The organism is Quisquiliibacterium transsilvanicum (assembly GCF_014202215.1).
GTDB classification, from domain to species: Bacteria; Pseudomonadota; Gammaproteobacteria; order Burkholderiales; family Burkholderiaceae_E; genus Quisquiliibacterium; species Quisquiliibacterium transsilvanicum.
Genome location: NZ_JACHGB010000001.1, coordinates 126641 through 141609, shown reverse-complemented (window position 1 = coordinate 141609; position 14969 = coordinate 126641). Strand labels below are relative to the sequence as shown.

The following is a 14969-nucleotide window of genomic DNA, read 5'->3' as shown; positions in this document are numbered from 1 at the left end:
GCGGGCCGCGCCGCCGCCCGGCCCTAGACCGTGGTGGCGGCGACGATCCCGTCCCAGCTGCGCTCAGCGTCGCCAGCAAGCGTCGCCTCGCCCAGCACGCGGCTCCAGTAGAGCGCCGAGCCGTGCTCGCCTGCCCAGCTGTAAAGACGACGCGAATGCAGCTGCAGGTCGTATTCCGAGGTGACGCCGATCGCGCCGTGCACCGCATGGGCGATGCCTGCGCACAACTCTGCCGCGCTGGCCGCAACATGCTTGGCGCTGGCCACCCTGGTCGCGTCCAGGCTCACCGATCGGTCTGCTAGCGCAAGCTGCGAAGCGATCGCCGCCAGCCCGGTCCACGAACCCGCAAACGCCAGCTGCTGCTGGATCGCCTGGAACTTCCCGATCGGACGGCCGAACTGGATGCGGTCGTTGGCGTAGCGGGTCGACATCAGCAGTACCTGCTCGCAGGCGCCAGCGAGTTGAGCCGCGCGGATCGCGGCTCCGGCCAGCAGCACCGTGACGCCCTCGGGCAACAGGCCGGACGCCAGCGGCTCCGGGCGCTCCCAGCTCAGTCGCGAACGCTCCTCCCCGGCGACGTTCAGACCCTGCTCCACCGCAGCGGCAGTGCGCTCGAGCACGAGAAGCCTGTGGGCTCCGGAGGCCCCAACGGGCACCGAAACCAGCACCGTCCGGGCGGCGCCGGCGAACGCAACTCCGTTGGCAACGATCGCCCCCGACGCCGTGCCCTTGCCCTGCACCACGCCCAGCGTGGCGATGCCCTCCGGCAACTCCACGCCCGCCAGTCGTGCAAGCGCATGCGCGGCAAGCATCTCCGCCAGCGGCACCGGCGCGCCGAAGCGTCCTGCCAGCCGCACCAGCGGCTCCACGTCGCGCCAGCCCAGCTCCGTCCCGCCGGCCGCTTCCGGCGCAGTGGCAAGGTGCAGGCCCGCGTCGACGATCGCGTTCCACAGCGGTGCGGCGGCGCCCAGGCCCGCGGCCGACGCCTGCCGCCGATGCTCTGGATCGCTGCCGGCGTCGACCGCGCGCAGCAGCGCAGGCGTGCAGAGATCGGTCAGGAGGCGCTCGGCCGAGCCGGCGAGCATGTCCCGGGTTTCGTCGTCCGGTCGAGAGTTCAGTTGGTTCATCGCAGCCCCAGCCCGCGGGCGATCATCCCGCGCAGAATTTCACGAGTGCCGCCGCGCAGCGAGAAGGTGGGCGCCAGTTGCAGCACGTAGGCCAGCGCCGCCATCAGCGATGCGGGCGGCGGATCGGTCGGATCGGCGCCGCACAGGCGCGCGGCAATCGTGCCGATCGCCTGTTCCACTTCGGTCCCCAGGTCCTTCACCACTGCCGCTTCGAGCAGCGGCTGCTCGCCACGCGCAACCTTGCCGTTGACCGCCAGGCACATCGCCCGCAATGCCACCAGGCGCGCCTGGATGGCGCCGATCTCGGCCGCCGCCACGGCGTCGATCGCGCCGCGAGCGCGCTGCCATGCGATCAGCTCGTCGAACAGCACGATGCTCGACTGCAGCCGCTCGGGACCGCTGCGCTCGAACGCGAGCTCGGCGTTTACCTGGGCCCAGCCGGCACCCTCAGCGCCCACAAGCGCGTCGGCCGGCAGCATCACGTCCTCGAAGTGCACCTCGTTGAAGTGCTCGTCGCCGGCCAGGTCGCAGATCGGCCGCACCTTCACACCGGGCGCCTTCAGGTCGATGACCAGCTGCGACAGCCCCTTCTGCCGGTCCTCCGGCGTGCCCGAGGTGCGCACCAGCGCGATCATGTAATGCGCATGGTGGGCGATGGTCGTCCATATCTTGCTGCCGTTCAGCTTCCAGCCGCCGTCCACGGGCACCGCGCGCGTGCGCACGCTGGCCAGGTCGGAGCCGGAGTCGGGCTCGCTCATGCCGATGCAGAAGAAGGCCTCGCCACGGCAGATCCGCGGCAGGTAGAACTGGCGCTGGGACTCGGTGCCGAAGCGGTTGATCAGTGGACCGCTCTGGCGGTCGGCGATCCAGTGCGCCGCGACAGGAGCGCCGCGTGCGAGCAGTTCCTCCACGACCACGAAGCGCGCGAAGGGCGAGCGCGCTGCGCCGCCGTATTCGCGCGGCAGCATCATCCCGACAAAGCCCGCGCGGGCGAGCTTGCGGCTGAATTCCTCGTCGTATCCCATCCAGGAACGCGAGCGCTGGGCGGCGGACGTCCCGGGCAGTTCCGCGTCGAGGAAGGCCCGGATGGCGGGCCGCAGCGCCTCGTCCTCGTCGGGGATGCGCTCGATCTCGAGTGCAGGCAGCATGGCTGGAAGCTTCTTGCAGTGGACAGGAGTGCGATGCTAACGCACTCGCCGGCAACGGCCCGGGGCGCCTCCTGCCGGCTGCGCCTCCCTGTCTCGAATTGCCGCGGCCTGCGCCGCGGCCCGTTCAGGCGAGGCTTCGCACCGTGTAGCCGCCGGACTTCTCGTCGCGCTCCAGCTCGATCAGCCCGCGCTCGCGCGCCTCCTCGAGCAGACGGTTGAAGGAGCGGTAGCCGTAGTAGGTCTCGTTGAAGCCGGGCCGCCTGCGCTTGAGGGTCTGCTTGACCATCGATCCCCAGATCTTCTCGTCCTCGCCGCGTTCCTCGGCGAGCGCCTCGATGGTGTCGACCACCAGGTCGAGCGCCTGCTGCGCGCGCTCTTCGGGCGAGGACTCATGCGATGCGCCGGGCTCGGACTCGGTCCCGGACTCGGTCCCGGGCTCGATCCCGGGCTCGGTCCCGGATGCGGTCCCGGATGCGGTCCCGGATGCGGTACCGGACTCGGCACCGGCCGCCATGCCCTCGGCGCCCTGCGCTTCGGCGTCTGGCGACTCCTCCACGATGGTCGGATACCAGGCCGGCACCGTGGCGGCGGCCTCGGGTTCGTTCTCGATCTCGGGCTGATCGGCTGCGGCTCCGTTGCGCGCTGATGCCTTGCTGGCTGTGCCCTTGGCGCCGCGACGCCGGGGGGCGTCGGCCTTCACGGCATCGCCCTTGACGGAATCGCCCTTGGCAGCATCACCCTTCTGAGCATCGCCCCTGGCCGCTTCCGGCTTGCCGGCCACGGCCTTCGCTGCCTCGGGACGGGCCCGCACCGCTGCGCCTCGGGCGGCCGCACGCGTGCGGCTGGCGGACGGCTGGCCGCGCACCAGGTCGTCGTAGTAGATGAACTCGTCGCAGTTGGCGATCAGCAGGTCCGAGGTGGAGTTCTTCACGCCCACCCCGATCACGGTCTTCGCGTTCTCCCTCAGCTTGCTGACCAGCGGCGAGAAGTCGGAGTCGCCGCTGATGATCACGAAGGTGTCGACGTGCGACTTCGTGTAGCAGAGGTCCAGCGCGTCCACGACCATGCGGATGTCAGCGGAGTTCTTGCCGGACATCCGCAGGTGCGGGATCTCGATCAGTTCGAAGGATGCCTGGTGCATCGCTGCCTTGAACTCGCGGTAGCGCTCCCAGTCGCAATAGGCCTTCTTCACCACGATGCTGCCCTTGAGCAGCAGGCGTTCGAGCACCTTGCTGATGTCGAACTGGCTGTAGCGGGCGTCCTTGACGCCGAGGGCCACGTTCTCGAAGTCGCAGAACACGGCCATGTTCTGCGTGTCGTCCCGGTTCGCTGCCAAGTGCATTCCTCATTCGAAGGGCGGCGAGGCGCCGCCAACACCGGGACGATACGCGATCCGCGGCCCTAACGGTCCCCGAAGCAGGTGCCCACCGAGCGCGCGGCTGCGACCAGGTGGTGGTCCGGCGGCACGCGGCGCTGGCCGGCGACGGCCTCCGCGATCGGCACCGGCAGGATGATCCCGTTGCGGGAAGCCACCATCACGCCGAACTCGCCGCGTGCCGCGCAGTGCGCAGCGGCCGCGCCGAAGCCGGTGGCGAGCACCCGGTCGGCCACCGTAGGCGCGCCGCCGCGCTGCAGGTGTCCCAGCACCGTGGCCCGGGTCTCGTGCCCGGTGCCCTCCTCGATCGCGCGCGCCACCATCGCGCCGATCCCGCCCAGCCGCTTGGGGTCGGTGCGCTTCTTGTCCATCTCGGCGACCACCTCGTCGCCATCGGGGAGGCGCGCGCCCTCGGCCACGCAGACGATCGTGAAGCGCTTGTGCAGGCTCTGCCGCTCGTGCACCTTGCCGAACACCGGCTCCCAGGAGAACGGAATCTCCGGCAGCAGGATCACGTCGGCGCCGCCGGCCACGCCGCCCATCAGCGCGATCCAGCCGGCGTAGCGCCCCATTACCTCGACGACCATCACGCGGTGGTGCGAGGAGGCGGTGGTGGCAAGCCGGTCGATCGCCTCGCAGACCACCGTGACCGCGGTGTCGAAACCGAAGGTGACGTCGGTGCCGGGCACGTCGTTGTCGATCGTCTTGGGCACCCCGACCATGTTGACCCCGGCGTCCATCATCCGGCTGGCGATGTGCATCGTGCCGTCGCCGCCGATCGCCACCAGCGCGTCCAGCCCCCAGCGCTCGACGTTGCGCAGCGCGCGGTAGGAGAGATCCTGCACTTCGATGCGCCCCTCGGACACCTCGACAGGGTAGTGCCAGGGATCGCCCTTGTTGGACGAACCGAGGATGGTGCCGCCGTGACCGAGGATTCCCGACACCTCCTGGTGGGTGAGCTCGCGCATCCGGCCCTCCACCAGGCCCTCGAAGCCGTCCTCGATGCCGATGACGGTCGCGCCGTAGTCGTTCTGTGCGGTCTTGGTCACCGCGCGGATCACCCCGTTGAGCCCGGGGCAGTCGCCCCCGCCGGTCAGCACCCCGATCCGCCTCGCCTGATATGTCATGCCTTCGATCGTCCTCGATGATTGCCGGGCCCGCCGGCGTTGGCCCTGGTCGCCGGCGCCCGCCGCAAGCCGCCATTCTGCCGTGCGATTGCGACGGAACCGAGGCGGGGCGCATTCCACGGGGCGCCCCGCGGGCATGCGGGCGCCCGCTCCTTCCGGGTTAACATCGTCCACCCTTCGTTCCAGCGATCCGCCATGACCACAGTCAAGATGACAGTGAACGGCCAGGCCGTCACCCGCGATGTCGAGAACCGCCAGCTGCTCGTCGAGGTCCTGCGCGACGGCCTGGGACTCACCGGAACCCACCAGGGCTGCGACACCAGCCAGTGCGGCTGCTGCACCGTCCTGGTCGACGGCCGCGCCGTCAAGAGCTGCACCATGCTTGCGGTGCAGGCCGAAGGCTGCTCGGTCACCACGATCGAGGGCCTGGGCAGCATGCAGGCGCTGCATCCGATCCAGCAGGCCTTCGTCGACTGCCACGGCCTGCAATGCGGGTTCTGCACGCCCGGAATGATCATGACCACCGCGGCGCTGCTCGCCGAGACGCCCGAGCCGGACGACGACACGATCCGCGAAGCCCTCGACGGCAACCTGTGCCGCTGCACCGGCTACACCAACATCGTCGAGGCGGTGCGCCAGGCGTCGGCCACGATGGCCGGCAAGTCCGTCGCCCGCCCCCGCTGACCCCGCCCGGAGACATCGCGTGAGCAAAGACGCCAACTACGGCCGCTTCGGCAGCGGCCATGCCGTCCGCCGCATCGAAGATCCCGCGCTCGTCAGCGGCGCAGGCCGCTTCGCCGACGACGTGAGCCTCGACGGCCAGACCCACCTCATCTTCCTGCGTTCTCCCTACGCGCACGCCAGGATCGCCTCGATCGACGTCTCCGCAGCGCTCGCGATGCCGGGCGTGCTCGCCGTGATCACCGGCGCCGACCTGGTCGCCGCCGGTGTGCGCCCGCTGCCGGTGTCGGCCGGCTTCCCGCGTCCCGACGGCTCGCCGGGCGCCTCGCCGCCGCGCCACGTGCTCGCGCACGAGATCGCGCGCTTCGCCGGCGAGGCGGTCGCGGCAATCGTGGCCGAGACGCGCGACCAGGCCCGCGACGCGCGCGACGCGGTGTTCGTCGATTACGAGGACCTGCCGGCCGTGGTCGACCTGCGCGACGCCACCGCAGAGGGCGCTCCTCTGATCTGGCCCGAGATCCCGGACAACTTCGCCGCCGGCATGCGCCATGGCGACGCGGCCAAGGCCGAAGCCGCCTTCGCTTCCGCCGCGCACCGGGTGTCGCTCGAGCTCGAGAACCAGCGGCTCGCCCCCTCCCCGATGGAGACCCGCGGCGTGCTGGCGAGCTTCGACCCGGCCACCGAGCGGATCGACATCCGCCTGAGCAGCCAGATGCCCACCGCGGTGCGCAACACGCTGGCCGACGATGTGCTCGGCATCCCGAAGGAGAGGATCCGCGTCACCGTCGGCGACGTCGGCGGCGGCTTCGGCATGAAGACCGGCGTCTACCCCGAGGATGCGGTGGTCGCCTGGGCCGCGCGCTCGCTGCAGCGACCGGTCAAGTGGATCGCCGAGCGCAGCGACGATTTCCTCGCGGCGGTCCATGGCCGCGACGTGCTCAGCACCGCCGAGCTTGCGCTCGATGCCAACGGCCGCGTGCTGGCGATGCGCGTGAAGTCGCTGGCCAACGTCGGCGCCTACGCCACCGCCACCGGCGTGGCGATCCAGCTGCTGATCGGCCCCTGGGTGGCCACCAGCATCTACGACATCCCGGTGATCGACTTCGACCTGCGCGCGGTGCTCACCAACTGCGCGCCCACCGGCGCCTACCGCGGCGCCGGCCGGCCCGAGAACATCTACATCGTCGAGCGGCTGATGGACGCGGCCGCCGCCAAGACCGGCATCGACCGCACCGAGATCCGCCGGCGCAACATGATCCGGCCCGCGCAGATGCCCTACAAGAACGCGATGGGCCAGACCTACGACAGCGGCAGCTTCGAGTCGGTGATGGACCAGGGCCTGGCGCTGGCCGAATGGACGGGCTTCGCCGCCCGCGAAGCGCAGTCGCGCGCCCGCGGCCGGCTGCGCGGGCTGGGCCTGGCCACCTTCCTCGAATGGACCGGCGGCAACGCATTCGAGGAGCGGGTCACCGTCCAGGTCTCGGGCGACGGCTACATCGAGATCTTCTCCGCCACCCAGGCGATGGGCCAGGGCATCGCCACCAGCTACGCCCAGCTGGCAGTCGACGTCTTCGGAGTTTCCATCGACAGGATCCGCATCGTCCAGGGCGACACCGACCGCGGCACCGGCTTCGGCAGCGCCGGTTCGCGCTCGCTGTTCACCGGCGGCTCGGCGGTGCAGGTGGCCTCGCGCAAGACCGTCGACAAGGCGACCGACCTGGCCGCGGACGCGCTCGAAGCCGCGCCCGGCGACATCGAATACGAGGCAGGCGTGTTCCGCATCGCCGGCACCGACCGCTCGATCGAGCTGTTCGAGCTCGCGAAACGCCAGCCCGACCGGCAGGTCTTCATCGACTCGACCAGCAGCGTCGAAGGCCCCAGCTGGCCCAACGGCTGCCACGTCTGCGAAGTCGAGATCGACCCCGACACCGGCGTCGTCGAGGTCGCGTCCTACGCGTCAGTCAACGACGTGGGTCGCGTGGTCAACCCGATGATCGTGCGCGGCCAGCTCGACGGCGGCGCGGTCCAGGGCCTGGGCCAGGCGCTCTGCGAGCACCTGGTCTACGACCGTGAGAGCGGCCAGCCGCTGAACGCGAGCTTCCTCGATTACGCGATGCCGCGCGCCGACATGGTCAAGGGCTTCCGCACCGAACTCGACCAGTCCACGCCCTGCCTGACCAACCCGCTGGGCGTCAAGGGCGTGGGCGAGCTGGGCACCATCGGCGCCACGCCGGCGGTGGTCAACGCGGTGATCGACGCGGTGGCCCGCGCCGGCGCCGGCGAGCGGGCCTATGCGATGCAGATGCCGCTTACGCCCGAGAAGGTCTGGCGCGCGCTGAGCGGCGCCTGAGTCAGGCCATCCCGATCCGTCGGGCGCCTTCCCGGAACAGCTCAGCGCCCGGCTCGTCGAAGCGGAATGCCTCCTCGAAGTCGGCGAAGGAGTAACGGGGCAGCGCGCGGCGGATCGCGGCGGCCTGCGCGCGGGCGTCGCCGAGCGTGCCCGCCAGCGCCAGGCTGAACGCCGCGATCGCGAGGATGTGCGGATGCGCGTTGGGGCGGGCGGCCGCCTTGACCGCCCAGCGTGCCGCCTCCTCGAACTGACCAAGCCGCACGTGCGCCATTGCGCGCGCGCCGAGCATCCCGAACAGCAGCGGGTCGAACGGGCTCAGGTGCCGCGACAGGTCCGCGCTGGCGATCGCAGCGAGCGGGTCGCCCGCCTGCGAGTGAACGAAGGCCAGGGTGTAGTGGCCGAGCGCGAAGTTGGGGCTCAGGTCGACCGCCCGCTCGAGTTCGAGCACCGACGGCGCGTGCTCGCCGCGCAGCCAGAGCGCGCGCCCCATCGCCCAGTGCGCCGCCGGATCGTGGTCGTCGGCCAGCAGTCCCTGGGCGGCAGCCTCGAGCGCTCGCGTCGTTCCCGGCGCGCGTGACGACCAGCCCTGGAACGCGTCCTGGAAATGCGTGAAGGACAGTCCCGCCCAGGCACGCGAAAAGCTCGGGTCCAGCCGCAGCGCCACCTCGAAGAAGTGGCGGGCAAGGGCGTTGTCGTCCTTCGTGAAGCGGTACATGTGCCAGAGGCCGCGGTGGTGCGCCTCCCATGCGTCCAGGGAATCCGGCGGCAGAAGGATTGCGCGATTGCGCTCCAGGGTCTCGATCTCGCCGGCCACCGAGGAGACGATCATGTCGCTGATCTCGTCCAGCACCGAAAAGGCGTCCTGCGCCCGCCGGACGAAGGTTTCCGACCAGACGATGCGGGCGCTTCCGGTCTCGACCAGTTCCACCGAAACCCGCAGGCGATCGCCCGCCCAGCCGACCGATCCGCCGACGAAATAATCGACGTCCAGCAATCGCGCCGCCTCATGTGCGGCGACGCCTCGCTCATGCAGGGCGAACACAGTACCGTCGGCAATCACGAACAGGCTGCGCAGCTTGGCGAGCCGGGTGATCGTGTCGTGGACCAGCGCGTCGCCGACGCCGCGAAAGGCGCCGGCGACAGCGGAGCCGTCGTGAAACGGCATCACCGCCAGTGACGCGCGACGCGTTGCGAGCGCCACGCCTTCGTCGATGCTGTCGGCCGATTCCCGCCAGGGGACCGGTGCAGGGGCCGGTTCCAGGCCGGATTCCATGCCAGCTTCGATGCAAGATCCCCTTGCCGAGCGCCAGGCGTCGCGCACGGGGCCGAAGTCCATCCCTTCGGCCTCGAACAGCCGCGCGCTCACCGCCATGTGCTCGTCGCCTTCACGCACCCGCCCAAGCCGCGCGAGCGTGTCCAGAAGAATGCGATGCGCCCGCGCCTCGAAGGGACACAGCCTGAGCCACTGCTCCAGGTACCCGAACACCTCGTCGTCGCCGGCCTGCCCGACGATCCGATCCAGCAGGGCGGCCTGGAGGGAACGGAACCGACGCCGCTGTGCGGTCAGCCACGCATCGAAGCCCGGATTCCGACCGAGTTCGAGTCCCTCGAGGAACTCGCCCTGGAAGAGCGCCAGGAGCTCCCGCTGCCGCACGCGGTCGATCGCAGCGACGCCGTGCTCGAGTTCTCGCGCGACGTCGATCGCGTCGACGAAGCAGTCAGCCAGGTCGAGAGCGACCGCGTCGTCCAGGCCCTGGACACGGGACCGTCCCGGGGTGTCGACGACGCTCCGGATCTTGCTCAGACACCAGCGAAGCTCGCCCCGCGGATCGCTGGGCCCTTCCCAGAACAGCTCGCACAACTGGCCGCGCGCGACCGGCCGCGGGGAGAGCGCGAGCCAGCACAGGAGCGCGCGGACCTTGCGAGACGCTGGCAGCGTGACACGCCTGGCGTCGCGCCACACTTCCAGCGGGCCGAGCATCCGCAGGCGGATGCCGACGGCGCTTGCGCCCGCAGGGTCAGCCGCTGCGCAGACCGCCTTCGATTCCACGCCGCTTACCACGCTCGCCTCCACGTTCGGGGCTTACGTTGAACACCGAGGTCGCGATCCGTTCAAAGGACTGGACCTCGAAGTGACCGCTCCCAGGCAAGCGGAGCGGCAACCCCCAGGACCCAACGGAGCCAACGCCATGGATACCGTCATCACCAGCAGCACCCAGGATCGACCCGCAGCCGCCCAGCCCGACCTGGCCGCGATCAAGGCCCGTCAGCAACTGGCATGGTCCTCGGGCGATTATGCGCGGATCGGAACCACCCTGCAGATCGTCGGCGAGAGTCTCTGCGAGGCGCTCGACCTGCGCCCGGGAGAGAAGGTGCTCGACGTCGCTGCCGGCAACGGCAACGCCTCACTCGCGGCCGCGCGACGCTGGTGCGACGTCGTCGCCACCGACTACGTGCCCGCCCTGCTGGAACGCGCCCGCGCGCGCGCCGCCGCGGACGGACTCGAGCTCTCGTTCCAGGAAGCCGACGCCGAAGCGCTGCCCTTCGCCGACGCCCGTTTCGACGTCGTCGTCTCCACCTTCGGCGTGATGTTCACCCCCGACCAGGACCGGGCCGCAGCCGAAATGCTGCGCGTCTGCCGCCCAGGGGGCCGGATCGGGCTTGCGAACTGGACCCCCGACGGCTTCATCGGCCAGCTCTTCAAGACCATCGGCAGGCATGTGCCGCCTGCGGCGGGGGCGCGTTCGCCAGCCTTGTGGGGCACCCCTGCGCGCATTGCCGAGATGTTCGAGGCGCAGGCCAGCTCGATCCAGGCGGCGCCGCGCCAGTTCGTCTTCCGATATCCGTCGCCGCAGCACTGGGTCGACTATTTCCGGACCTGGTACGGACCGGTCCTCAAGGCCTTCGCCGCGCTCGACGGGCCGGCGCAGGAGGCGCTCGGGAAAGACCTCGTCGAGCTCGCCGGGAAGTTCAACCGCTCGGGCGACCACACGATGGTGGTGCCTGGCGAATACCTGGAGATCGTGATCGCGCGACGCTGACGGATCCGCCGCGCAGCCGGCGGGCTTTCAGGCCACGCAACCCGCCGCCGCCGCGGCCGGCTGCGCCCCGTCCATCTTCACCGGAGCCGGGATCCAGTAGCCGTAGCGCACCGCGGTGAGCTCCGCCAGGATCGACACCGCGATCTCGGGCGGCGTGCGGGCGCCGTTCTTGATGCCCACCGGACCGTGCAGCCGGTCCAGCTCCTCGGTGGTCATCTCGAAGTGCTCGATCAGCCGCTCGCGGCGCTTGCGCTGGTTCGCGTACGAGCCGATGGCGCCCACGTAGAAGGCCTGCGAGCGCAGCGCCTCGAGCAGCGCCATGTCGTCGAGCTTGGGGTCGTGCGTGAGCGCGATGATCGCGGTGTGGCGATCCGGGCGGAACTCCAGCACAGTGTCGTCCGGCATGGTCCGCACCAGCGTCCCCAGCTCCGCCTGCCAGGTGTCCGCGTACTCCTCGCGCGGATCGCAGACCGTCACCACATAACCCAGCGAGCCGGCCATGCCGGCCAGGTACTGGCTGAGCTGCCCCGCGCCGATCAGCAGCATCCGCCAGCTGGGGCCGAACACCGCAACCAGCCGCTCCTCGTCGAGTTGCAGTTCGTCGGCGCCCGAGGCGTCCTCCAGCGTGACCTCGCCACTGGCGCGGGCGACGATGCGCCGCGTGGCGCGGCCGGCCTCCAGCCGCGCCAGCAGCTCCGGCAGGCGCGAATGCGCGGCCACCGGTTCGAGCAGCAGCTCGATGGTGCCGCCGCAGGGCAGCCCGAAGCGGGTGGCCTCCTCGGCCGACACCCCGTAGCGGAGCAGCTCCGGCGCATCGGCGGCAACGCCCTTCTGGCGCACCCGCGCGATCAGGTCGTCTTCGATGCAGCCGCCGGAGACCGACCCCATCACCAGGCCGTCGTCGCGGATCACGACGTTGGAGCCCACCGGGCGCGGCGCCGAGCCCCAGGTGCGCACGATGGTGCCCAGCACCGCACGGTGCCCCTGCGCGGCCCAGTCCACTGCCGCCTTCAGCACCTGGATGTCGATGTTGTCCATGCCTGGTCCAATGTGTCGTTGAGGCTTCCGCTGGCGGGGCTTCCCCTTGCTTGCGGAAGCCCGGGATGGCGGGTATTTTCATCCGAAAACGACGGCAGGGCCATCGCATACGGCCAGCGCCGCGGTACGGACCGATAAAGGCCGGTACAGGCCGATACAGGCGTAAGCACGCACCCCCAAAGGAGACCTCATGGGAATTCCCGTTTCGCTGCGCGTGAACGGCAAGGCCGTCACCGCGGACGTCCCGCCCGAAACCCTGCTCGTCGAGTTCATCCGCGAGCACCTGCGCCTGACCGGCACCCACGTCGGCTGCGACACCGCGCAGTGCGGCGCCTGCACCGTGCTGGTCGGGGGGCGCGCCACCAAGGCCTGCAACGTGCTGGTCGCACAGCTGCACGGTGCCGAGGTCACCACCATCGAAGGCCTGGCCGCGCCGGACGGCACCATGCATCCGATGCAGGCCGCCTTCAAGGAGTGCCATGGCCTGCAGTGCGGCTTCTGCACTCCCGGAATGGTGATGACGTCGGTCGACCTGGTGCAGAACCATCCGCACGGCAGCGAGCGCGAGGTGCGCGAGCTGCTCGACGGCAACTTCTGCCGCTGCACCGGCTACCAGAACATCGTGCGCGCCGTCCAGAAGGGCGCGCAGGACATGGGCCTCTGAGCGCCCGCCGCCAGGTCAACGCGAATCTCGAAGGGACACGCACATGAACGCACCCGCCGCAGGCTTCATCGGCCAGCCGGTCAGGCGCCGTGAGGACTACCGCTTCCTGACCGGGAACGGCCAGTACACCGACGACATCACCTTGCAGGGCCAGACCTACGCGTACTTCCTGCGCTCGCCCTACGCGCATGCCCGCATCCGCTCGATCGACACTGCCGCCGCGAAGGCGGCCCCGGGCGTCGTCGACGTGTTCACCGGAGCGGACACCGCGTCGGTGGGCGGGCTGCCCTGCGGCTGGCTGATCACCAGCGTCGACGGCACCCCGATGAAGGAGCCCAAGCATCCGCTGCTGGCCGAGGAGAAGGTGCGCCACGTCGGCGATCAGCTCGCGGTGGTGATCGCCGAGACGCTGCAGCAGGCGAAGGACGCGGCTGCGCTGATCGAGGTGGACTACGAGGAACTTCCGCCGGTGGTCGATCCGGCCGCGGCCCGCAGCGCGGGCTCTGCGGTGCATGACATCGCCGAGGACAACGTCTGCTACACCTGGGCCGTGGGCGACCGGGCCGCCACCGATGCCGCCTTCTCCGGCGCGCACCACGTGACGAAGCTGGAGTTCCGCAACAACCGGCTGATCCCCAACGCGATCGAGCCGCGCGCGGCCAATGCGGTCTACAGCCGCTCGGACGAGAGTTACACGGTCTACGTCGCCAACCAGAACCCGCACGTCGAGCGGCTGCTGATGGCGGCCTTCGTGCTCGGCATCCCCGAGCACAAGCTGCGCGTGGTGGCGCCGGACGTCGGCGGCGGCTTCGGCTCCAAGATCTTCCTCTATGCCGAGGAAACCGTGCTGGTCTGGGCCTCGAAGAAGGTCAACCGCCCGATCAAGTGGACCGCCGAACGCAGCGAATCCTTCCTGGCCGACGCCCATGGCCGCGACCACGTCACCACCGCCGAACTGGCGATGGACCAGGACGGCCGCTTCGTCGGCATGCGGGTGCACACCACCGCCAACCTGGGCGCCTACCTGTCCACCTTCGCGTCGTCGGTGCCCACCATCCTGTACGCCACGCTGCTGGCCGGCCAGTACACCACGCCGAGCATCTTCTGCGAGGTCACCGGGGTGTTCACCAACACCGCGCCGGTCGATGCCTACCGCGGTGCGGGCCGGCCGGAGGCCACTTACGTCGTCGAGCGGCTGGTGGAAACCGCCGCCCGCGAAATGAAGCTCGACCCGGCCGAGATCCGCCGGCGCAACTTCATCCGCAGCTTCCCCTACCCGACGCCGGTCGGCCTCACCTACGACACCGGCGACTACGAGGCCCACCTGGCCCGCGCCATCGAACTCGCCGACGTGGCCGGCTTCGCCGCGCGCAAGGCCGAATCGGCGGGCAAGGGACTGCTGCGCGGCATGGGCTACTCCTGCTACATCGAGGCCTGCGGGCTGGCGCCGTCGAACATCGCCGGCGCGCTGGGCGCGCGGGCGGGCCTGTTCGAGGCCGGCGAGGTGCGCGTGCATCCCACCGGCAAGGTCACCGTGTTCACCGGCTCGCACAGCCACGGCCAGGGCCACGAGACCACCTTCGCCCAGGTGGTCGCCGACAAGCTCGGCATCCCGCTGGAGGACATCGACATCGTCCACGGCGACACCGGCAAGATCCTGTTCGGCATGGGCACCTACGGCTCGCGCTCGATCGCGGTGGGCGGCACCGCGATCGTCAAGGCGGTGGACAAGGTGATCGCCAAGGGCCGCAAGATCGCTGCCCACCTGCTGGAGGCCGCCGACACCGACATCGAGTTCGAGCAGGGCGTCTTCAAGGTGGCCGGCACCGACAAGGAGGTGCCCTTCGCGCAGGTGGCGCTCACCGCCTACGTGCCGCACAACTACCCGCTCGACAAGCTCGAACCGGGCCTCAACGAGAACGCCTTCTACGACCCCACCAACTTCACCTACCCCGCCGGCTCCTACGTCTGCGAGGTCGAGATCGATCCGGAAACCGGGGTGGTCCGCGTCGACCGCTTCACCGCGGTGGACGATTTCGGAAACGTCATCAATCCGATGATCGTGGAAGGGCAGGTCCACGGCGGCCTTGCGCAGGGCCTGGGGCAGGCGCTGCTCGAGCACGGCGTGTACGATTCGGAGTCCGGTCAGCTGCTCACCGGGTCGTACATGGACTACGCGATGCCCCGTGCCGACGATCTCCCCAGCTTCACCGTGGAGACCATCAAGGGCACGCCCTGCACCCACAATCCTCTGGGCGTGAAGGGCTGCGGGGAGGCGGGCGCCATCGGCTCGCCGCCGGCGCTGATCAACGCCGTCGTCGACGCGCTTGCGCACCTGGGGGTGCGCGAGGTGCCGATGCCGGCGACGCCGCATGTAGTCTGGAACGTCATCCGCGGCGCCGGCCGCTGAGATCCTGG

The 14969-nt window shown here is 70.3% G+C and carries 11 protein-coding genes; 5 read left to right on the top strand and 6 right to left on the bottom strand.

The genetic code is table 11. The annotated features are described in order from the left end of the window. Positions 1-23 precede the first annotated feature (23 nt). From HNQ70_RS00615 to HNQ70_RS00600, 4 genes are all read right to left on the bottom strand, one after another. Positions 24-1127, bottom strand: a complete 1104-nt coding sequence (locus HNQ70_RS00615; RefSeq protein WP_183963283.1) for an acyl-CoA dehydrogenase family protein — start codon at positions 1125-1127, stop codon at positions 24-26. Beyond that, entirely contained in the window at positions 1124-2275 is a 1152-nt protein-coding gene (locus HNQ70_RS00610; protein ID WP_183963281.1) for an acyl-CoA dehydrogenase family protein, read from the bottom strand. Before HNQ70_RS00610 ends, HNQ70_RS00615 begins: the two co-directional genes overlap by 4 nt. Positions 2276-2399: 124 nt before the next feature. Continuing rightward, entirely contained in the window at positions 2400-3581 is a 1182-nt protein-coding gene (locus HNQ70_RS20015) for an NYN domain-containing protein (protein ID WP_246434602.1), read from the bottom strand. 95 nt (positions 3582-3676) lie between these two features. After that, on the bottom strand, positions 3677-4777 hold the full coding sequence (locus HNQ70_RS00600; protein ID WP_183963279.1) for a 6-phosphofructokinase: 1101 nt from the start codon (positions 4775-4777) through the stop codon (positions 3677-3679). A 195-nt stretch (positions 4778-4972) separates the two neighbouring features. Here HNQ70_RS00600 and HNQ70_RS00595 point away from each other — a divergent pair, with 195 nt between their 5' ends. Further along, the gene (locus HNQ70_RS00595; protein WP_183963277.1) at positions 4973-5461 is read left to right on the top strand and encodes a (2Fe-2S)-binding protein; all 489 of its coding nucleotides are present in this window, start codon (positions 4973-4975) and stop codon (positions 5459-5461) included. Positions 5462-5480: 19 nt separating this feature from the next. Next, a complete protein-coding gene (locus HNQ70_RS00590; protein WP_183963275.1) occupies positions 5481-7808 on the top strand; it encodes a molybdopterin cofactor-binding domain-containing protein in 2328 nt (775 codons plus the stop codon). A 1-nt stretch (position 7809) separates the two neighbouring features. Here the strand turns inward: HNQ70_RS00590 and HNQ70_RS00585 are convergent, their stop codons facing one another. After that, positions 7810-9858 (bottom strand): transcriptional regulator, encoded by a 2049-nt coding sequence (locus HNQ70_RS00585; RefSeq protein ID WP_343060571.1) that lies wholly within the window; start codon positions 9856-9858, stop codon positions 7810-7812. 139 nt (positions 9859-9997) lie between these two features. Between HNQ70_RS00585 and HNQ70_RS00580 the strand changes: the two genes are divergently transcribed. After that, positions 9998-10849 carry a class I SAM-dependent methyltransferase gene (locus HNQ70_RS00580; protein ID WP_183963273.1) on the top strand — a complete coding sequence of 284 codons (852 nt, stop codon included), beginning with the start codon at positions 9998-10000 and terminating at the stop codon, positions 10847-10849. A gap of 27 nt (positions 10850-10876) precedes the next feature. On the opposite strand, the gene HNQ70_RS00575 is transcribed toward HNQ70_RS00580, so the two are convergent. After that, entirely contained in the window at positions 10877-11887 is a 1011-nt protein-coding gene (locus HNQ70_RS00575) for an XdhC family protein (RefSeq protein ID WP_183963272.1), read from the bottom strand. Between the two features lie 196 nt (positions 11888-12083). Between HNQ70_RS00575 and HNQ70_RS00570 the strand changes: the two genes are divergently transcribed. Beyond that, complete coding sequence (locus HNQ70_RS00570) at positions 12084-12551, top strand: (2Fe-2S)-binding protein (RefSeq protein ID WP_343060612.1); 468 nt, start codon at positions 12084-12086, stop codon at positions 12549-12551. Positions 12552-12594: 43 nt separating this feature from the next. Continuing rightward, the gene (locus HNQ70_RS00565; RefSeq protein ID WP_183963268.1) at positions 12595-14961 is read left to right on the top strand and encodes a xanthine dehydrogenase family protein molybdopterin-binding subunit; all 2367 of its coding nucleotides are present in this window, start codon (positions 12595-12597) and stop codon (positions 14959-14961) included. The last annotated feature ends 8 nt before the right edge of the window (positions 14962-14969 follow it).

What these genes read in the sequence shown, in the direction of transcription:
- HNQ70_RS00610 (WP_183963281.1), bottom strand. Translation starts at nt 2,275, where the DNA reads ATGCTGCCTGCACTCGAGATCGAGCGCATCCCCGACGAGGACGAGGCG.
- HNQ70_RS00595 (WP_183963277.1), top strand. Translation starts at nt 4,973, where the DNA reads ATGACCACAGTCAAGATGACAGTGAACGGCCAGGCCGTCACCCGCGAT.
- HNQ70_RS00580 (WP_183963273.1), top strand. Translation starts at nt 9,998, where the DNA reads ATGGATACCGTCATCACCAGCAGCACCCAGGATCGACCCGCAGCCGCC.
- HNQ70_RS00565 (WP_183963268.1), top strand. Translation starts at nt 12,595, where the DNA reads ATGAACGCACCCGCCGCAGGCTTCATCGGCCAGCCGGTCAGGCGCCGT.
- HNQ70_RS00615 (WP_183963283.1), bottom strand. Translation starts at nt 1,127, where the DNA reads ATGAACCAACTGAACTCTCGACCGGACGACGAAACCCGGGACATGCTC.
- HNQ70_RS00600 (WP_183963279.1), bottom strand. Translation starts at nt 4,777, where the DNA reads ATGACATATCAGGCGAGGCGGATCGGGGTGCTGACCGGCGGGGGCGAC.
- HNQ70_RS00575 (WP_183963272.1), bottom strand. Translation starts at nt 11,887, where the DNA reads ATGGACAACATCGACATCCAGGTGCTGAAGGCGGCAGTGGACTGGGCC.
- HNQ70_RS20015 (WP_246434602.1), bottom strand. Translation starts at nt 3,581, where the DNA reads ATGGCCGTGTTCTGCGACTTCGAGAACGTGGCCCTCGGCGTCAAGGAC.